Genomic DNA, 18,157 nt, shown 5'->3' with positions numbered 1-18,157 from the left:
GTCGCGGCGCCGCGCTCGCTGTCCATTGCGCAACGACCGTGCCACCGGTCCAGGCCCGGCTACGGCGTGGATTGCGGCACTTTCCGGAGGTGAGTGGTGGGTCCGGGCCGGCGCTGGCGGCGTCGGTGTCGGGGGATGCCCGACATCCCGGCGCCGCCTCAGGGCTTGACCGCCGCCGCCAGCACCGCCGGCATCGGCACCTCGAAGCCGCTGCCGCGCATGTACCCGGCAACGGTGCCGCGCAGCACGGCGCGGATTTCATCGCGCGCCTTGGGGGTCTGCGCGCGCAGCGTGGCGGCGGCGCGCACGGTGCCCTGGGCCAGCGCGTCGAACAGCTGGTCGGGCGTGGAGAAGCGCCAGACCTGCGGCACGCTGCGGCAGGTCGGCATGACAAAGCCGGCCTGCTGCAACGCGCTGCGGCAGTGGCCGGGATCGCTGAACAGGAAGAAATTGGGACCGACCGGGATATCCACGTCCATCGAGCCATAGGCCCGGATCGCGGCATAGACCGCGCCGAAGCCGACGGCGCGCTCCGGCGTGTCCCATACCGTGAAGGCGATGCGCCCGCCGGGGCGCAAGACGCGGAAGGCCTCGGCCAGCGCCGTGTCCGGGTCGGACATGTGGCACAGGCCGAAGCCGTTGACCACGGCGTCGAAACTGCCATCGTCGAACGGCAATGCCTGAGCGTCAGCCTGCTGGTACTGGACCTCGGGATGCAGCTTGCGCGCCAGCTGCACCTGCGCCTGCGCGAAATCGATGCCGATCGACTCGGCCCCGCGCTGGACCGCGCCGGCTGCGACGTAGCCGGAGCCGGACGCGACATCGAGCACGCGCTGCCCGCCGGCCACGTGCGCCGCGTCCAGCAGCGCCTCGACCGATTGCCGGGTCACGTGCGACAGGTGCTCCTGGTAACGGCTGACGACTTCCGGGTCTTCCCAGCCAGCCAGTTCAAAGGCGCGAAACGAATCTGCGGTGTGGTCCATGCCTACTCCTCGGCGACGAAGTCCAGACGGGCGGGCGTGTCTTGGTGATGTTGGTGTGCGGACGCAGCACTGATGCGTCCTGAGAACCCGGTCAAGCCAAGTATAGACAGCGCCGCGCACAGGCAGCAGCCGGGGGCTCAGGCAAGCACCCGGCACCGGGCTTCACCCGTTCAGGCGAAGCGCAGCGTGGCCACGCCGGCGGCGATCAGGCATGCCGCGCCGAGTCGCGCGGCGCCGACGCGCTCCTTGAGCAGCAGCGCGGAGATCAGCGCGCCGAACAGGATCGAGGACTCGCGCAACGCGGCCACCGGCGCCACCGGCGCGCGCGTCATCGCCCACAGCGACAGCCCGTAGGACGCCAGCGTGCCGCCACCGCCGACCAGCGCGAACACCAGGTTGCGCCGCACGTAGCCGGCCAGTTCCGGCCGGCGCGTCGCCAGCGCCCACGCCGCCAACGGCACCGCGGTCAGCACGAAGATCCAGAAGGCATACGCGACCGGCGCGCCCGAGCGCCGCACGCCGGTGCCGTCGATCAGGGTATAGGCGGCAATCACCAGCGCATTCAGCAGGGCCAGCCACACCCCCTCGCGGCCGCCGGGCCCGCCTCGGGCGCCCCGCGCCCCGCCCGCCATGGCCAGGATGCCCAGGCTGATCACGGCGATGCCGGCCCATGCCAGCGCCGACAGGTGCTCGCCCAGCCAGCCCACGCTGGCCAGCGCCACCAGCAACGGCGCGCAGCCGCGCATCAGCGGGTAGGTCAGGCTCATGTCCGCGCTGCGGTAGATGCGCGCCACCAGCGCGAAGTACACCACGTGCACGACCACCGACGCGGCGATGAAGGGCCAGCTTGCGGCCGCCGGCTGCGGCAGCGCCGGCAGCGCCAGCGCTGCCATCAGGCCAGCCGTCACCGCCACCATCACGGTGGACAGCAGCTTGTCGCCGCCGCCCTTGACCACGGCATTCCACGCGGCATGCAGGAAGGCGGCAAGCAGGACGACGGCGAAGACGGTAAGCGACATGGGCGGCAGCGAAGTCGGCAGGCAGCACAGGATCGCGCCATTCTAGCCGCGCCGGCGTGCCGCGCCGCGGCCCGGTTATCTTGCGCCGCTGACCCGCCAGACCGTATTGCCGACATCGTCGGCCACCAGCAGGCCGCCGCTCTTGTCGATCGCCACGCCCACCGGCCGCCCGCGCGCCTTGCCGTCGTCGTCGACAAACCCGGTCAGCACGTCGAACGGCGCGCCCTGCGGCCGGCCCTGGCTGAACGGCACGAAGATCACCTTGTAGCCGGCCAAAGGGCGCCGGTTCCACGAACCATGCAGGCCGACGAACATGCCGTCGCTGAAGCGCGCCGGCAGGCTGTTGCCGCCGGCAGCGGCCAGGCCGAGCGCGGCGGTATGCGCGCCCACGGCATAGTCCGGCACGATGGCCCTGGCCACCAGGTCTGGTGCCGGCGGCTTCACGCGCTGGTCCACATGCTGGCCGTAGTAGCTGTAGGGCCAGCCATAGAAGCCGCCGTCGCGCACCGAGGTGATGTAGTCCGGCACCAGGTCGCTGCCGATCTCGTCGCGCTCGTTGACGGCGGTCCACAGCATGCCCGTGACCGGCTCCCACGCCATGCCATTGGGGTTGCGCAGCCCGCTGGCAAAGATGCGGTGCTTGCCGGTGCTGCGCTCGACCTCCCAGATCGCGGCGCGGCCGGCTTCCTTGTCCATGCCGTTCTCGCCCACGTTGCTGTTCGAGCCCACGGTCACGTACAGCTTGCTGCCATCGCGGCTGGCGATCAGGCTCTTGGTCCAGTGATGGTTGAGCGGCCCGCCGGGCAGGTCGAGCACCTTCTGCGGCGCGGCGCTGATTTCGGTCTGGCCGTGCTGGTACGGGAAGCGCAGCAGCGCGTCGGTGGCGGCCACATAGAAGTCATTGCCGACCAGCGCCATGCCGAACGGCGAATTCACGTCTTTCAGGAACACCGAGCGCTGGTCGGCAACGCCGTCGCCGTTGCTGTCGCGCAGCAGCGTGATGCGGTTGGCGCTGGGCGTGCCGGCGCCGGCGCGCTTCATCACCATTTTCATGATCCAGCCCTTGATGCCCTTGCCGTCATCGGGCTTGGGCGGCGCATTGCTCTCGGCCACCAGCACGTCGCCGTTGGGCAGCACATAGACCCAGCGCGGATGGTCCAGCTGGTCGGCAAACGCCGTCACCGCCATGCCTTCGGCCGCCACCGGGCGCTGGCCCGCGGCCCAGCCGATGGCCGGCGCGATCTTGACGGTGGGAATCGCGGTCTGGTTGGGGGGCGGCAGCTGTGGGGTGGGCCCGAAACCGGCCTCGGAAGGCAGCTTGGCGGATTCGCCGCAGGCGACGAGCGCGGCCATCACGGGCACGGCGCTCGCCAGCATGGCAGTGCGCAGCAGGCGCAAGGGCGGGCGCAAGGGGGTGGGCATCGGCATGGTCCGGGCTCCTCAGGCCACGCAGGGCCGCGCGCCTGTGCCTGGACTATAGGCCGTAGAGCGACCGGCGCTCTGTAGGCGCCGCGGAAGGCATTGTGTAGGACGATGCCCGACCCCGGCGCGCTCAGCCCCGGCGCGGCGTATCCAGCCCCTTCACCACCGCCGGACGCTGCACGAACGCATCCAGCACGCGCCGCACATTGACGAAGTCCTTGATGCCGACCAGGTCGCCAGCCTCGTAGAAACCGACCAGGTTGCGCACCCACGGCAAGGTAGCGACGTCGGCGATGGTGTACTCGTCGCCCATGATCCAGGCGCGGCCTTCCAGGCGTTGCTCCAGCACCTTGAGCAGGCGCCGGCTCTCCGCCACGTAGCGGTCGCGCGGGCGCTTGTCCTCGTAGTCCTTGCCGGCAAACTTGTGGAAGAACCCCAGCTGGCCGAACATCGGGCCAATGCCGCCCATCTGGAACATCACCCACTGGATGGTCTCGTAGCGGCGCGCCGGATCGGCGGGAATCAGCTTGCCCGACTTGTCGGCCAGGTACAGCAGGATCGCGCCCGATTCGAACAGCGCCAGCGGCTTGCCGCCCGGGCCGTTGGGGTCGAGGATTGCCGGGATCTTGTTGTTCGGGTTCAGCGACAGGAATTCCGGCGACAGCTGGTCATCGGTATCGAAGCGCACCAGGTGCGGCTCGTACGGCAGGCCGGTCTCTTCCAGCATGATCGACACCTTGACGCCGTTGGGCGTGGGCAGCGAATAGAGCTGGATGCGGTCGGGATGCCGCGCCGGCCATTTGCGGGTGATGGGAAAAGCGGACAGATCGGGCACACGGGCTCCTGGTTCGGGCGCTTCCACGCCATGGGAAGCTGCCGGACGACGAAAGAGACCGATCATAAACTGGTGTCGCCACGCTTGCAGGGCGACGGACCGATCCGCCGGCTGACCCAAGCGATGCGGGGCCCTGCAAAAACAGAAGGGGCCCCGCGGGGCCCCTTATCATGCCAGCTGGCGCTGACGACTTACACCGTCACGCCGTCAGCCACTTCCTTGAAGTCCTCGATCTGGTCGAAGTTCATGTACTTGTAGATCTTGTCGCCATTCTGGTTGATGACGCCAATATCGGCCATGTACTCGTCCTTGGTCGGGATGCGGCCCAGGCGCGAGCAGATTGCCGCCAGTTCGGCGGAACCCAGGTACACGTTGGTGTTCTTGCCCAGGCGGTTCGGGAAGTTGCGAGTCGAGGTCGACATCACCGTCGCGCCTTCGCGCACCTGCGCCTGGTTACCCATGCACAGCGAGCAGCCCGGCATTTCGGTGCGGGCACCGGCGGTGCCGAACACGCCGTAGTGGCCTTCCTCGGTCAGCTGCTTCTGGTCCATCTTGGTCGGCGGGGCCACCCACAGCTTGACCGGGATGTCGCGCTTGCCTTCCAGCAGCTTGGAGGCTGCGCGGAAGTGGCCGATGTTGGTCATGCACGAGCCGATGAAGACTTCGTCGATCTTGGCGCCGGCCACGTCCGACAGGGTCTTGACGTCGTCCGGGTCGTTCGGGCAGGCCACGATCGGCTCGTGCACGTCGGCCAGGTCGATCTCGATCACGGCGGCGTATTCGGCGTCGGCGTCCGGCTCCAGCAGCTTCGGATCGGCCAGCCACGCTTCCATGGCCTTGATGCGGCGCTGCAGGCTGCGCGGGTCCTGGTAGCCCTGGGCGATCATCCACTTCAGCAGCGTGATGTTGCTGTTGATGTATTCGATGATCGGGTCCTTGTTCAGGCGCACGGTGCAACCGGCGGCCGAACGCTCGGCGGAGGCGTCGGACAGCTCGAACGCTTGCTCGACCTTCAGGTCGGGCAGGCCTTCGATTTCCAGGATGCGGCCCGAGAAGATGTTCTTCTTGCCTTGCTTGGCCACGGTCAGCAGGCCTTGCTTGATGGCGTACAGCGGGATCGCGTTGACCAGGTCGCGCAGCGTCACGCCCGGCTGCATCTGGCCCTTGAAGCGGACCAGCACCGATTCCGGCATGTCCAGCGGCATCACGCCGGTGGCGGCGGCAAAGGCGACCAGGCCCGAGCCTGCCGGGAAGCTGATGCCGATCGGGAAGCGGGTGTGCGAGTCGCCGCCGGTGCCGACGGTGTCAGGCAGCAGCATGCGGTTCAGCCACGAGTGGATCACGCCGTCGCCCGGGCGCAGCGAGATGCCGCCGCGCGTGCTGATGAACTCGGGCAGGGTGTGGTGGGTCTTGACGTCGACCGGCTTCGGATAAGCGGCGGTGTGGCAGAACGACTGCATCACCAGGTCGGCCGAGAAGCCCAGGCAGGCCAGATCCTTCAGCTCGTCGCGGGTCATCGGGCCGGTGGTGTCCTGCGAGCCCACCGAGGTCATCTTCGGTTCGCAGTAGGTGCCCGGGCGGATGCCCTTGCCTTCAGGCAGGCCGCAGGCGCGGCCGACCATCTTCTGGGCCAGCGTGAAGCCCTTGCCGGTGTCGGCCGGGTTCTGCGGCAGGCGGAACAGCGTCGACGGGGCCAGGCCCAGCGCCTCGCGCGCCTTGGCGGTCAGGCCACGGCCGACGATCAGCGGAATGCGGCCGCCGGCGCGGACTTCGTCGAACAGCACGTCGGACTTGACCTTGAACTCGGCGATCACTTCGCCGTTCTTCAGGGCCTTGCCTTCGTACGGGCGCAGTTCGACCACGTCGCCCATTTCCATCTTCGACACGTCCAGCTCGATCGGCAGCGCGCCGGCGTCTTCCATGGTGTTGTAGAAGATCGGGGCGATCTTGTTGCCCAGGCACACGCCGCCGAAGCGCTTGTTCGGGATGAAGGGGATGTCTTCACCGGTGAACCACAGCACCGAGTTGGTAGCGGACTTGCGCGAGGAGCCGGTACCGACCACGTCGCCGACGTAGGCGACCAGGTGGCCCTTTTCCTTCAGCGATTCAATGAACTTGACCGGGCCGCGCTTGCCGTCTTCTTCCGGCTGGAACGCCGCGCCTTCGCGCTTGTTCTTCAGCATGGCCAGCGCGTGCATCGGGATGTCCGGGCGGGTGGTGGCGTCCGGTGCCGGCGACAGGTCGTCGGTGTTGGTTTCGCCCGGCACCTTGAACACGGTGATGGTCAGGCTTTGCGGCACTTCAGGGCGGCTGGTGAACCACTCGGCGTCGGCCCAGCTCTGCAGCACGGCCTTGGCGTTGGCATTGCCCTTGTCGGCCTTCTCCTTCACGTCGTGGAAGGCGTCGAACATCAGCAGGGTTTTCTTCAGCGCGTCGGCGGCGACGGTGCCGACTTCGGCGTCGTCCAGCAGCTCGATCAGCGGCGAGATGTTGTAGCCGCCCAGCATGGTGCCCAGCAGCTCGGTGGCCTTGGCACGCGAGATCAGCGCGCACTTCTCTTTGCCCAGCGCCACGGCGGCCAGGTACGAGGCCTTGACCTTGGCGGCGTCGTCCACGCCGGCGGGCACGCGGTTGGAGATCAGGTCCACCAGGGTCTGTTCTTCGCCGGCGGGCGGATTCTTCAGCAGTTCGATCAGCTCGGCCGTCTGCTTGGCGGTCAGGGGCAGAGGGGGGATGCCAAGCGCGGCGCGCTCGGCCACATGTGCGCGATAGTTTTCAAGCATGGGAACCTGCTGAGTAATTAGGTTTAGAAAGACTCGGTACGTCGCGATTGTAGTCCGAAGCGGCTCCTGGGTCAAATGTCTTATATCTTATATAAGAGTTCATCCAAGAAAATGCATGCTAAACAACGACTTGGCGAATGGATGAGTTGCGGTTCTGCATGGACTGCTACCCGAGTAGCATAGTAGGGAATGCCGAAACCGGCGCCCCCGACCAGCTGCGACAGGATCGGCCACAACCCCCTGCCGGAACCATGACGACGCACGTCATCCAGCCATCCCGCGCTCGCCGCCCTCAAGTTCCCCGATCAAGCTGCGTTAACCAGCCTGCAGGCGCGCAACACAACGGCGCCCGCTCGCGTAGCCGTGCCTGCTCCCTTTCCGCTCAAATGGCCAAGCTGAAAGGGTTTCCCCCTTTTTTTCGGCCCTTTGCTGGCCTGCGATTCCGGAAGAATGGCAGGCATTCCGATACAGGCTTCTCATGGCGAACACGGCTTCCCCTTCCCGGACTGGCAACACAGGCAAGCGCGGCCGGCTGCTGCTGATCGGCGCCGGCGTGCTGGTGGTGGCACTGGGTGCCGGAGGCTTCGTGCTGGGCAGCGTGCTGAGCAACCGCCAGCCGGCGGCGCCCGCAACGCCCGCCGCTCCGGTTGTCCCGCCGCCGATCTTCGTGCCGCTGGACGCGTTCACCGTCAACCTGCGCAGCGAGGACGGCGACCGCTTCCTGCACACCGGCCTGTCGCTGAAGGTGGCTGACGCCGCCACCCAGGCGCGCCTGGCCCAGTACCTGCCCGAAGCGCGCAGCCGCATCCTGCTGCTGCTGTCGGCCAGGCAGCCGGCCGAGCTGGCCACCGTCGACGGCAAGCGCAAGCTCGCCGACGATATCCGCGACACCATCAGCAAGCCGTTTGCCAGCGGCCTGCCGGCGCAACAAGTGCTGGACGTGCTGTTCACCTCGTTCGTGGTGCAGTAAGCGCAAGCCGGGGCAGCACGTATCATCCACAACGCCGCACAAGGGGCAGGACACTAGATGGCCTACGACAAGTTCCTCTCGCAAGACGAGGTAGACGAGCTGCTCAAGGGCGTATCCGGCGAGGCCGATACGCCCAAGGCCAGCGAGACTGCGCCCGACGAGGGCGGGGTACGCCCCTACAACCTCGCGACGCAGGAACGCATCATCCGCGGCCGCCTGCATACGCTGGAAATCATCAACGAGCGCTTTGCGCGCTCGCTGCGCACGGCGCTGTTCAACTTCATCCGCCGCGGCGCGGACATCTCCGTGGGCAGCGTCAGGATCGAGAAATTCGGCGACTTCGCGCGCAACCTGCCGATGCCGACCAACCTCAACCTGGTCCACCTGAAGCCGCTGCGCGGCACCGCGCTGTTCGTCTACGACCCCAACCTGGTCTTCCTGGTGGTCGACAACCTGTTCGGCGGCGACGGCCGCTTCCACACCCGCGTGGAAGGCCGCGACTTTACCCAGACCGAGCAACGCATCATCCAGCGCATGCTGGAGCTGACGCTGACCAGCTACGGCAATGCCTGGCGCACCGTGCATCCGATCGAGACCGAGTACATCCGCTCGGAGATGCACCCCAAGTTTGCCAATGTCGCCACGCACAACGAGGCCGTGGTCACCACCGCCTTCCACATCGAGCTGGGCGCCGTCGGCGGCCAGCTGCACGTATGCCTGCCGTACGCGATGATCGAGCCCCTCAAGGACCTGCTGATGAATCCGCTGCAGGACGAGAAAGAGGTCGACAAGGGCTGGGTCACGCAACTGTCCACGCAACTGCGTGCGGCCGAGGTCGAGCTGGTTGCCGAATTCGCGCACCTGCAGAGCACGGTGGCCGAAGTGCTGGCGATGCGCGCCGGCGACGTGCTGCCGATCGAGCTGCCCGAGAAGGTGTTCGGCAAGGTGGACGGCGTGCCCGTGATGCAATGCGGCTTCGGCACCATGAACGGCCAGTACGCGCTGCGGGTAGAACGAATGATCAATCACCAGGACGGCGATTCCCACCTGGATACCGAGGACACCGATTATGACTGACGGCATCGAGGACAAGCCGGTCGACCCGATGGACGACTGGGCCAGCGCGCTGGCCGAGCAGACCAGCGCCACTTCCGCCGAGATCCCCGCCGCTGCCGCGCCTGCGGCGGCCACCGCCACGCCGGCCGCGGCCACGGTCTTTCCGCCGCTGGCCAAGGAAGCGCCGAGCGGCTTCCGCAACGATATCGAGATGATCCTCGATATCCCGGTGCAACTGACGGTGGAGCTGGGCCGCACCAAGGTGCCGATCAAGAACCTGCTGCAGCTGGCGCAGGGCTCGGTGGTGGAACTCGACGGCCTGGCCGGCGAGCCGATGGACGTGCTGGTCAACGGCTACCTGATCGCCCAGGGCGAAGTGGTGGTGGTCAACGACAAGTTCGGCATCCGCCTGACCGACATCATCACGCCGTCCGAACGCATCCGGAAGCTGAACAAATGACAGCCGCAACCCGCGCCCGGCTGGCTGCGCTTGCCGCGCTTCCCGGCGCCGCAATGGCGGCCGACGGCTCGCAAGCGCCCGCCATCGGCGGCGCGGCCAGCCTGGCGCAGGCCGGGCTGGGGCTGTTCGCCATCATCGCGCTGATCCTGGGCCTGGCCTGGATGGCACGGCGTGCCGGCCTGGTGCGCCACGCCACCGGCGGCGCGATGAAGGTGGTCGGCAGCACCATGCTGGGCGCGCGCCAGCGGCTGGTGCTGGTCGAGGTCGGCGATACCTGGCTGGTGCTGGGCGTCAGCCCCGGCGAGATCCGGCCGCTGCACACCATGGCGGCTGGTACGCCGTCCGCCAGCCAGACCGGCGCGCACCTTGCCGCCGGACCGTCGCAACCGCCCACCGGCGGCACCTTTGCTGAAAAGCTGCTGCGCTCGATGCAGTCCCACTTCAAATCATGACTTTCCCGCGTGCCACGCTGTGGCGACCGCTGCCGCGCCCTGCCGGCGCCGCGCGCCCGGCTCCGTTGTTGTCCTCGCCGCTGCTGTCCCTGCTGGCGCTGACGCTGGCCATTGCCGCGCTGGCGCCCGCGCCGGCCTGGGCCCAGGCGCTGCCCGGCGTCATCAGCAAGCCCGCCCCCGGCGGCGGCCAGATCTGGTCGTTGCCGGTGCAGACGCTGGTGTTGCTGACCTCGCTGTCGTTCCTGCCCGCGGCGATGCTGATGATGACCGGCTTCACCCGCGTCATCATCGTGCTGGGGCTGCTGCGCAACGCGCTAGGCACGGCCACCTCGCCGCCCAACCAGGTGCTGGTGGGCCTGTCGCTGTTCCTGACCTTCTTCGTGATGGCGCCGGTGTTCGACCGCGTCTACAACGACGCCTACAAGCCGCTGTCCGAAAACAAGCTCAGCCTCGAAGCCGCCGCGGCCAAGGCCGCCGAGCCGCTCAAGGCCTTCATGCTGCGCCAGACCCGCGAGAAGGACCTGGCCATGTTCGCGCAGATGGCCAAGGCCCCGGAGATGCAGGGACCGGAGGAAGTGCCGCTCAGCATCCTGGTGCCCGCCTTCGTCACCAGCGAGCTGAAGACCGCGTTCCAGATCGGCTTCACCATCTTCATCCCGTTCCTGATCATCGACCTGGTCGTGGCCAGCGTGCTGATGGCGATGGGCATGATGATGGTGCCGCCGGCCACCATCTCGCTGCCGTTCAAGCTGATGCTGTTCGTGCTGGTCGACGGCTGGCAGCTGCTGCTGGGTTCGCTGGCGCAGAGCTTCATGAACTGAGGCGCGCCACCGGCGCCCGCACCCTCGCAGATTCCGAGCCATGACCCCAGAGACCGTGATGACCATCGCCACCCAGGCGATGAAGATGACCCTGCTGCTGGCCGCCCCGCTGCTGCTGGTGGCGCTGGCCGCCGGCCTGGTGGTCAGCCTGTTCCAGGCCGCGACCCAGATCAACGAGATGACGCTGAGCTTCATCCCCAAGCTGATCGCGCTGTTCGCCACCATGGTGCTGGCCGGCCCGTGGATGATCAATGCGATGGTCGACTACATGCGCGAGGTGTTCCAGAGCATCCCCGCGCTGGCGCACTGACGGCGGCCGCCGCCCACACCGCCAGCCGCCGCTGTCCGCCGCCGTTGCCGTCCCTCCCCCCTGCCTGCCCGCTGACCCGCAGCCGTGATCGAGTTCACCTCAGCCCAGCTCTACGGCTGGCTCGCGGCTTTCCTGTGGCCGTTCTTCCGCATCCTCGCACTGATCGGCACCGCACCGCTGTTCGGTGAATCGACCATCCCGCGCCGCGCCAAGATCGCGCTGTCGGCGCTGATCGCCATGGTGGTCTCGCCCACCATCGCCCAGGTGCCGGTTGTGCCGGTGTACTCCTTCGGCGGGCTGATGATCATCCTCAATGAAGTCGGCATCGGCCTCGCCACCGGCTTCGTCATGCGCCTGGTGTTTGCCACCGTGCAGCAGGCCGGCGAGATCATCGGGCTGCAGATGGGCCTGTCGTTCGCGTCCTTCTTCGACCGCGCCGCCGGCGGCCAGACCATGGTGCTGTCGCGCTTCCTGAACCTGATCGCGGTGCTGCTGTTCCTGGCGCTGGACGGCCACCTGCTGATGCTGGGCGCACTGGTCGACAGCTTCAACAGCCTGCCAATCGGTGGCAACCCCGGCGGCACCCCGCTGTCCGCGGGCGGCGCCATGGCCGTGGCGCGGGCCGGCGGCATGGTGTTCGCCTCGGGACTGCTGCTGGCGCTGCCGATGATCGCCGCATTGCTGATCCTGAACCTGGCGATGGGCATCCTCAACCGCGCCTCGCCGCAACTGTCGATCTTTGCGGTGGGCTTTCCGGTGACGCTGTCGGGGGGCTTGCTGGTGCTGATGCTGGTGATGCCGCAGATGGGCAGCTACATGCAGCACATGATCGAGGCGGGGCTGGAGGCGGTGGGGACGGTGCTGGGGCAGTTCGGGCGCTAGCGCGTGCGTGCCGCTTTAGGCGCGCATAAACTTAGACGTCGAATATTCCTTGACAGGGCTTGGCCAGGCGTTAGTATTACGCCATGTACTTCGATCTCTAAGTTTATTGAGGTACGACACCCACCGTTCAGGAGCCCTCACATGTACGACCTCTATGCCACCGACAAGCTGATCGACCTCTGGCTGACCGAAGACATCGGACTCTGCGACCTGACCGTCCAGACCATGATCGAACCGGGCGAGACCGGCACCTTCTGCATGAACGCCCGCGAGCCGATGATCGTCGCCGGTATCGACGTGGCGGCACGCATCTTCGCTCGCTACGATCCCACGCTGTCCATCGACGTGCGCGTGGCCGACGGCGACAAGGTCGGCAAAGGCGCGGTGCTGCTCAACGTGAGCGGCAATGCGCGCAGCGTGCTGACTGCCGAGCGTACCGCACTGAACATCATGCAGCGCCTGTGCGGCATCGCCAACCAGACCGCCACCTATGCGCAGGCCATTGCGCATACCAGGGCACGCCTGATCGACAGCCGCAAGACTACCCCCGGCCTGCGCGCGCTGGAGAAGCACGCGGTCACCTGCGGCGGCGGCCTGAACCACCGGCTGAGCCTGGACAACGGCGTGATGATCAAGGACAACCACATCGCCGTTTGCGGCAGCATCGCCGCCGCGGTGGAACGCGTGCGCCGAAAGCTGCCGGTGCTGACCAAGCTCGAAGTGGAGTGCGACCGGCTGGAGCAGGTGCGCGAGGCACTGGACGCCGGCGTCGACGTGATCATGCTGGACAACATGTCGGTGCCCGACATGAAGGAGGCAGTGCAGATCGTCAATGGCCGCACCAAGGTCGAAGCCTCGGGCGGTATCCGGCTGGAGACCATCCGGGCGGTGGCGGAAACCGGCGTCGACTACATCTCGACCAGCCGGATCACGCAGTCCGCACCGGCCGTGGATATCGGGCTGGACGAAGCCTGACCCCCTGAATTCGGCCCTCCCCCCGCCCGCGGCGGGGGCCCGCACACCAGTTTCACGCCTTCTACCCGAGGCATTCACCCTCGCCGGCCGCGCCGTCGGGGGGCTTTTCATTGGCGGTGGCCGCCTCGGGGCTACAGGTCCGACAGCAGCCGCCCGACTTCCTGTGTCGACGGCACGCGCCGCCCGTTTTCCGCCGAGGCGATCTCGTCGGCGACCAGGCGCTTGGCGATGGTGATCAGGACCCGGCGCGTGGTCGCCACGTCCTGTTCGCTCACTCCCTCGACACTCAGCGCATTGACCTCGGTTGCCAGCGGCTCGAGCTTGCGGCGCAGCGCGCGCCCGGTCTTGCTGAGAAACACATGCACCTTCTTCTTGTTGCCGGGCAGGTGCGTGCGTTCGACGTAGCCAAGTGCCTCCAGCGCCTTGACCGCCGCAAAGGTGGTGGGTTCGGTCACGCCGGCACGCTCGCTCAGTTCGCGCTGCGACAGGCCGTCATGGCGCCACAGGATGCGCAGGATGGTCCAGTGGCCATACGACACTGAATGTTCCGCCAAACGCAGTTGCAGCGCACGGATATAGGCGCGCGCTGCGTCCTTCACCAGGTGGGCAAGCCGCTCTTCATCGGCTTCTTCCGGTGGCGTGATCGTGACCGGGGCATCCGGCTTTCTTGTGGCCATAGTGGTAAGCGGAAAGTGAAACGCATCCATGCGGCACCGGATCCACGGTGCCCGCAACAGCGCACATGATAGCGCCTTCACCGTGGGCACCGCGGCGTCGGACCGCGTTACCCGCTCTCCAATGTAGCGTTCACTCCATTAGTGCGCGATGCGCAGGACCGAAGCAAGCAGGCACCGCGAACGCGCATGCCGCGACCCCGTGTTTTCCCCTATGAACGCTTACATCCCCCGTAGCCGCTGGAGTTGCGGGCGCTGGTCCGTTGCTTGCATAAGATTAGACATCGAACTTCTCTTGACAGTCGCGGGACCGGTGCTAGCATAGCCAAACAACTTCGACATCTAAGGTATTATTCATGAACGCGAGCGGCACGTTCTTCTTTGTGGTGGGCCCCAGCGGCGCGGGCAAGGATGCGCTGATGGACGGGGCGCGGGCGGCGCTCGATGACAACTATGTATTCGCCCGGCGCGTCATCACGCGGCCCGAGGGTGCGGTCGGAGAGGCGCATGAAGCCGTGTCGGAAGCCGAGTTCGCACGGCGCCAGCGCAGCGGCGAATTTCTGGTGACCTGGGATGCGCACGACCTGCGCTATGGCTTGCCCTGCTCGCTGATGTCGGAGCTCGAGCGCGGGCGCCACGTCGTCGCCAACGGCTCGCGTGCCGTCATCGCGGAACTAGCGCAACGCCTGCCGCGCTTCGTGGTGGTGTTGGTGACGGCGCCGCAGGACGTGCTAGCCCGCCGCATTGCCGCGCGCGGGCGCGAATCTGGCGAGCAGATTGCCCGCCGCGTGGCGCGGACCGGCGCGGCGCTGCCTCCGGAAGTCCGGTGCCTGACGGTGTTGAACGACAGCACGCTGGAGGTAGGCAGGGCCCGCTTCGTCGAGGCGCTGCGGCACGGCACGCGCGTAGCCAGTGACGGAGCGCCGGCCAGCCGCACCAACCTGATGGCCAAGCTGCGCGGCGAGCCGCTCGACCAAGCCGCCTACGTCGCGGTGCTGCAGGACGCCATGGCAGGCCGCTACACCGAGGCCGAGCTGACCGAATTCCTGGTCGCCGCAACCCGCTCGCTGGACGACCAGGAGGTGGTGGCACTGGCACGTGCACGTACGGTGTTCACGCCCCGCATCAAATGGGACGAGCCGATCGTGGTCGACAAGCACTCCATCGGCGGCGTGCCCGGCAGCCGCATCACGCTGATCGTGGTGCCGATCGTCGCGGCGTATGGCCTGGCCATGCCCAAGACTTCATCGCGCGCGATTACTTCCGCTGCCGGCACGGCCGACGCCATGGAAACCGTCGCGCGCGTCGACCTGGCGCACGACGACGTGCGCCGCTGCGTGGCCCAGGCGCGCGCATGCATCGCATGGAACGGCCGCCTCAACCATTCCGTGGTCGACGACGTGATGAACGCCATCACGCGTCCGCTGCGGCTGGATTCGCGGCGCTGGGCCGTGGCGTCGATCCTTTCCAAGAAATACACCGCCGGGGCTACCCACGTCATCGTCGACCTTCCCTATGGGCCGCAGACCAAGCTGGCCACGCGCGCCGACGCCGAGGCGCTGGGCGCGATGTTCGAGCACGTCGGCAAGGGACTCGGCCTGCATGTACGTGCGCTGGTGACCGACGGCAGCCGGCCAATCGGCCGCGGCATCGGGCCCGCCCTGGAAGTGCGCGATGTCCGCCAGGTCCTCGCCAACGATCCCTGTGCCCCCGCGGACCTGCGAGAGAAGGCCTTGCGCTTCGCCGGCGAAATCATCGCCTTCGATGCGCGCGTGGGCTCGCCTGCTGAGGGCCTGCGCATTGCCACCGCTCTGCTCAGCGAAGGCAAGGCCAAGGCCGCATTCGACCGTATTGCCGCCACGCAAGGCGCGCGACCCGAGCCCGTGGCGCCCGGTGCGCATACCTGCGTGGTGAGCGCGACCATGCAAGGCCGCGTGGCCGCCATCGATGGACTGCGCATCTCCGGGGTCGCGCGCGCCGCCGGGGCGCCGCGCGAGCTCGGTGCGGGCGTCGATCTGCTGTGCACGATCGGGGCAAAGGTGGAGTCAGGGCAACCCCTCTACCGAATCCATGCTGGGAGCGATGCGGCACTTGCCGCGGCCGCGGCACTGGCACGCGCGGGCGGCGAGTGCAGCGAGGCGGTGCGTATAGACCCCGATTGACCGGCTTCCCCCCACCCTTCACCCTAACCGACGAGGCATATCAATGAGACCCCTAACCGTCGTCCGCAGTCTGGCATCCTTGCTCCTTGTCGCAAGCAGCCTGGCAACCGTGCCGGGGCGCGCCGAGGCGAACCTGGCGAGTACCTTCCCGCAGAAGCCCATCCGCATGGTGGTGACGTTCCCGGCCGGAGGAGGGACCGATTCGCTGGCGCGCCTGATCGGAACCGACCTCAGCAAATCGCTCGGGCAGCCGGTGGTGGTCGATAACCGCCCTGGCGCCAGCGGCAATGTCGGTGCGGAGTTCGTCGCCAAAAGCCCGGGTGACGGCTACACCCTGCTGATCGTCAACAGCAGCTTCGCCATCAACCCGAGCGTCTTCAAGAAGCTGCAGTTCAATCCGAAGTCGGATTTCAGCGCGGTCATCACCTTTGCTTCGGTGCCCTCGGTGATCGCCGTGCCCGCGCCCTCGAAGCTGCGCACGTTCAACGACCTGCTCACGGCCGGCAAGAGCGGCACGCCGCCCAGCTACGCGTCATGCGGCAACGGTACACCGCAGCACCTGGCCGGCGAGTTGCTGAAACTTTCGGCGAAGATCGACATGCTCCACGTGCCGTACAAGGGCTGCGCCCCCGCCATCGCTGACGTACTGGGCAACCAGGCCGACGTCAGCGTCAATACGCTGACCAACACCATTCCCTACCTGAAGAGCAACAAGCTGCGCGCGCTCGCCGTCACGTCGAAGACCCGCTCGCCGTTTCTGCCCGACGTCCCCACGGTCAGCGAGCTGGGCGTGGCCGGCTATGATGTCGACCAGTGGTTCGGCATCCTCGCCCCGGCCAATACGCCTCCCGAGATCGTACAGAAGCTGAACGCCGAGATCGCCAGGGCCATCGCCAAGCCCGAGATCAAGGCATCGCTGACGCAACTCGGCTTTGCCACGACGACCAGCACACCCGCTGAATTCCAGAAGCTGGTGAACTCCGACATCGATCGATGGCAGAAATTCACCGCAAAAATGAGCCTGGTCGTCGATTGATCATCCGGGCCACCGATCATCTCGGCCCTATCCCTTCACGCACACCACCTGCCGCAGCGTATGCACGACCTCCACCAGGTCAGCCTGCGCTGCCATCACCGCGTCGATGTCCTTGTACGCCATCGGGATCTCGTCGATCACGGCGGCGTCCTTGCGGCACTCCACCCCTTCGGTGGCCTGCTTCTGGTCGGCCACGGTGAAGCGGCGCTTGGCCTCGCTGCGGCTCATGGTGCGGCCCGCGCCGTGGCTGCAGGAGCAGAACGACTCCGGGTTGCCCTTGCCGCGCACGATGAATGAGCGCGCTCCCATCGAGCCCGGGATGATGCCCAGTTCGCCGGCGCGCGCGCTGACCGCGCCCTTGCGCGTGACCAGCACGTCGGCGCCGAAGTGGTGTTCCTTCTGCACGTAGTTGTGGTGGCAGTTCACCGCTTCCAGTTGCGCCTGGAACGGCTTGCGCAGCACCCGCTGCGCCGCGGCCAGCACCGCCTCCATCATCAGCTCGCGGTTGCGGCGCGCGTAGGCCTGCGCCCATGACACGGCGAAGATGTAGTCCTCGTAGTGCGTGGAGCCTTCCACCAGGTAAGCCAGGTCGCGGTCAGGCAGGTTGGCCAGGTGCTGGCGCATGTCCTGCTGCGCCAGCGTGATGAAGGTCGTGCCGATGGCATTGCCGACGCCCCGCGAGCCGCTGTGAAGCATGAACCAGACCGACTGAGCCTCGTCCAGGCACACCTCGATAAAGTGATTGCCGGTGCCGAGCGTGCCCAGGTGATTGCGATGGTTGGTGCGCGCCAGGTGCGGGTATTTGTCGGTGATGCGGCGAAAACCCGGCGCCATTTCGGCCCACGCGGCATCGACGTGCGCTGGCGCATTGCCCCAGGCACCTTGGTCGCGCCGCCCGCCCTGCGCACTGCGGCCATGCGGCACGGCATGCTCGATCGCGCTGCGCAGCTGGCCCAGGTGGTCGGGCAGGTCCGAGGCGGTTAGCGAGGTCTTCACCGCCATCATGCCGCAGCCGATATCGACGCCTACCGCCGCGGGAATGACGGCGCCGACGGTCGGGATCACCGAGCCGATGGTCGACCCCTTGCCCAGATGTACGTCCGGCATCACCGCGAGATGGCGGAAGATAAACGGCATCCGCGCCGTATTCAGCAGTTGCTCGCGCGCGGCACCCTCCACCGGCACGCCGCGCGTCCACAGCTTGACCGGCTTGCCGGCGCCGGTGTCCAGTACGTCGTATTGGGTCTTGCCTGCCATGTTCGTCCAGGCTCCAGTCATGATGTCTGGAGCTTAGAGGGCCGGGTCGGGCAAGGATTC

The 18,157-nt window shown here is 67.3% G+C and carries 17 protein-coding genes; 10 read left to right on the top strand and 7 right to left on the bottom strand.

The features are described from left to right. Positions 1-158: 158 nt before the first annotated feature. The 5 genes from RALTA_RS17550 to acnB form a co-directional block, all read right to left on the bottom strand. On the bottom strand, positions 159-983 hold the full coding sequence (locus RALTA_RS17550; protein ID WP_012355220.1) for a class I SAM-dependent methyltransferase: 825 nt from the start codon (positions 981-983) through the stop codon (positions 159-161). A gap of 170 nt (positions 984-1,153) precedes the next feature. After that, on the bottom strand, positions 1,154-2,002 hold the full coding sequence (locus tag RALTA_RS17545) for an EamA family transporter (RefSeq protein WP_012355219.1): 849 nt from the start codon (positions 2,000-2,002) through the stop codon (positions 1,154-1,156). Between the two features lie 75 nt (positions 2,003-2,077). Further along, positions 2,078-3,430 (bottom strand): PQQ-dependent sugar dehydrogenase, encoded by a 1,353-nt coding sequence (locus RALTA_RS17540; RefSeq protein WP_012355218.1) that lies wholly within the window; start codon positions 3,428-3,430, stop codon positions 2,078-2,080. Positions 3,431-3,554: 124 nt separating this feature from the next. Beyond that, the gene (locus tag RALTA_RS17535; protein WP_012355217.1) at positions 3,555-4,259 is read right to left on the bottom strand and encodes a glutathione S-transferase N-terminal domain-containing protein; all 705 of its coding nucleotides are present in this window, start codon (positions 4,257-4,259) and stop codon (positions 3,555-3,557) included. 191 nt (positions 4,260-4,450) lie between these two features. Then, a complete protein-coding gene (gene acnB, locus RALTA_RS17530; protein ID WP_041232444.1) occupies positions 4,451-7,042 on the bottom strand; it encodes a bifunctional aconitate hydratase 2/2-methylisocitrate dehydratase in 2,592 nt (863 codons plus the stop codon). A 478-nt stretch (positions 7,043-7,520) separates the two neighbouring features. On the opposite strand from acnB, the gene fliL reads away from it, so the two are divergent. The 8 genes from fliL (at position 7,521) to nadC (ending at position 12,968) form a co-directional block, all read left to right on the top strand. Next, complete coding sequence (gene fliL, locus RALTA_RS17525; RefSeq protein WP_012355215.1) at positions 7,521-8,012, top strand: flagellar basal body-associated protein FliL; 492 nt, start codon at positions 7,521-7,523, stop codon at positions 8,010-8,012. A gap of 57 nt (positions 8,013-8,069) precedes the next feature. Beyond that, positions 8,070-9,089: a flagellar motor switch protein FliM gene (gene fliM, locus RALTA_RS17520; protein ID WP_012355214.1), complete on the top strand. Its 1,020-nt coding sequence runs from the start codon at positions 8,070-8,072 to the stop codon at positions 9,087-9,089. Beyond that, a complete protein-coding gene (gene fliN, locus RALTA_RS17515) occupies positions 9,082-9,528 on the top strand; it encodes a flagellar motor switch protein FliN (protein ID WP_012355213.1) in 447 nt (148 codons plus the stop codon). The genes fliM and fliN overlap by 8 nt, the downstream gene beginning before the upstream one ends. Then, positions 9,525-9,980, top strand: coding sequence for a flagellar biosynthetic protein FliO (gene fliO / locus RALTA_RS17510; RefSeq protein WP_012355212.1), 456 nt, complete (start codon positions 9,525-9,527; stop codon positions 9,978-9,980). Before fliN ends, fliO begins: the two co-directional genes overlap by 4 nt. Then, positions 9,977-10,801 (top strand): flagellar type III secretion system pore protein FliP, encoded by an 825-nt coding sequence (gene fliP / locus RALTA_RS17505; protein ID WP_012355211.1) that lies wholly within the window; start codon positions 9,977-9,979, stop codon positions 10,799-10,801. The genes fliO and fliP overlap by 4 nt, the downstream gene beginning before the upstream one ends. 40 nt (positions 10,802-10,841) lie before the next feature. Continuing rightward, a complete protein-coding gene (gene fliQ, locus RALTA_RS17500; protein WP_012355210.1) occupies positions 10,842-11,111 on the top strand; it encodes a flagellar biosynthesis protein FliQ in 270 nt (89 codons plus the stop codon). 84 nt (positions 11,112-11,195) lie between these two features. Then, entirely contained in the window at positions 11,196-11,993 is a 798-nt protein-coding gene (gene fliR / locus RALTA_RS17495; protein WP_012355209.1) for a flagellar biosynthetic protein FliR, read from the top strand. A 141-nt stretch (positions 11,994-12,134) separates the two neighbouring features. Beyond that, on the top strand, positions 12,135-12,968 hold the full coding sequence (gene nadC, locus RALTA_RS17490) for a carboxylating nicotinate-nucleotide diphosphorylase (protein ID WP_012355208.1): 834 nt from the start codon (positions 12,135-12,137) through the stop codon (positions 12,966-12,968). Between the two features lie 131 nt (positions 12,969-13,099). Here nadC and RALTA_RS17485 read toward each other — a convergent pair whose 3' ends face one another. Continuing rightward, entirely contained in the window at positions 13,100-13,645 is a 546-nt protein-coding gene (locus RALTA_RS17485) for a MarR family winged helix-turn-helix transcriptional regulator (RefSeq protein WP_012355207.1), read from the bottom strand. Positions 13,646-13,998: 353 nt separating this feature from the next. Between RALTA_RS17485 and phnN the strand changes: the two genes are divergently transcribed. Further along, a complete protein-coding gene (phnN, locus tag RALTA_RS17480; protein WP_012355206.1) occupies positions 13,999-15,804 on the top strand; it encodes a phosphonate metabolism protein/1,5-bisphosphokinase (PRPP-forming) PhnN in 1,806 nt (601 codons plus the stop codon). A gap of 43 nt (positions 15,805-15,847) precedes the next feature. After that, positions 15,848-16,840, top strand: coding sequence for a tripartite tricarboxylate transporter substrate binding protein (locus RALTA_RS17475; protein WP_041232443.1), 993 nt, complete (start codon positions 15,848-15,850; stop codon positions 16,838-16,840). Between the two features lie 27 nt (positions 16,841-16,867). Here the strand turns inward: RALTA_RS17475 and RALTA_RS17470 are convergent, their stop codons facing one another. Further along, positions 16,868-18,097 carry an RtcB family protein gene (locus RALTA_RS17470; protein WP_041232442.1) on the bottom strand — a complete coding sequence of 410 codons (1,230 nt, stop codon included), beginning with the start codon at positions 18,095-18,097 and terminating at the stop codon, positions 16,868-16,870. Positions 18,098-18,157: the final 60 nt, after the last annotated feature.

It is taken from the genome of Cupriavidus taiwanensis LMG 19424 (genome assembly GCF_000069785.1).
GTDB classification, from domain to species: Bacteria; Pseudomonadota; Gammaproteobacteria; order Burkholderiales; family Burkholderiaceae; genus Cupriavidus; species Cupriavidus taiwanensis.
Note: the sequence above shows the minus strand (reverse complement) of the source record. Positions and strands in the feature narration are given on the sequence as shown.

Coding starts and splice junctions, on each gene's coding strand:
- fliQ (WP_012355210.1), top strand. CDS start 10,842: ATGACCCCAGAGACCGTGATGACCATCGCCACCCAGGCGATGAAGATG.
- fliN (WP_012355213.1), top strand. CDS start 9,082: ATGACTGACGGCATCGAGGACAAGCCGGTCGACCCGATGGACGACTGG.
- RALTA_RS17540 (WP_012355218.1), bottom strand. CDS start 3,430: ATGCCGATGCCCACCCCCTTGCGCCCGCCCTTGCGCCTGCTGCGCACT.
- RALTA_RS17485 (WP_012355207.1), bottom strand. CDS start 13,645: ATGGCCACAAGAAAGCCGGATGCCCCGGTCACGATCACGCCACCGGAA.
- fliO (WP_012355212.1), top strand. CDS start 9,525: ATGACAGCCGCAACCCGCGCCCGGCTGGCTGCGCTTGCCGCGCTTCCC.
- RALTA_RS17550 (WP_012355220.1), bottom strand. CDS start 983: ATGGACCACACCGCAGATTCGTTTCGCGCCTTTGAACTGGCTGGCTGG.
- RALTA_RS17470 (WP_041232442.1), bottom strand. CDS start 18,097: ATGGCAGGCAAGACCCAATACGACGTACTGGACACCGGCGCCGGCAAG.
- fliL (WP_012355215.1), top strand. CDS start 7,521: ATGGCGAACACGGCTTCCCCTTCCCGGACTGGCAACACAGGCAAGCGC.
- RALTA_RS17545 (WP_012355219.1), bottom strand. CDS start 2,002: ATGTCGCTTACCGTCTTCGCCGTCGTCCTGCTTGCCGCCTTCCTGCAT.
- fliM (WP_012355214.1), top strand. CDS start 8,070: ATGGCCTACGACAAGTTCCTCTCGCAAGACGAGGTAGACGAGCTGCTC.
- acnB (WP_041232444.1), bottom strand. CDS start 7,042: ATGCTTGAAAACTATCGCGCACATGTGGCCGAGCGCGCCGCGCTTGGC.
- nadC (WP_012355208.1), top strand. CDS start 12,135: ATGTACGACCTCTATGCCACCGACAAGCTGATCGACCTCTGGCTGACC.
- fliP (WP_012355211.1), top strand. CDS start 9,977: ATGACTTTCCCGCGTGCCACGCTGTGGCGACCGCTGCCGCGCCCTGCC.
- phnN (WP_012355206.1), top strand. CDS start 13,999: ATGAACGCGAGCGGCACGTTCTTCTTTGTGGTGGGCCCCAGCGGCGCG.
- RALTA_RS17475 (WP_041232443.1), top strand. CDS start 15,848: ATGAGACCCCTAACCGTCGTCCGCAGTCTGGCATCCTTGCTCCTTGTC.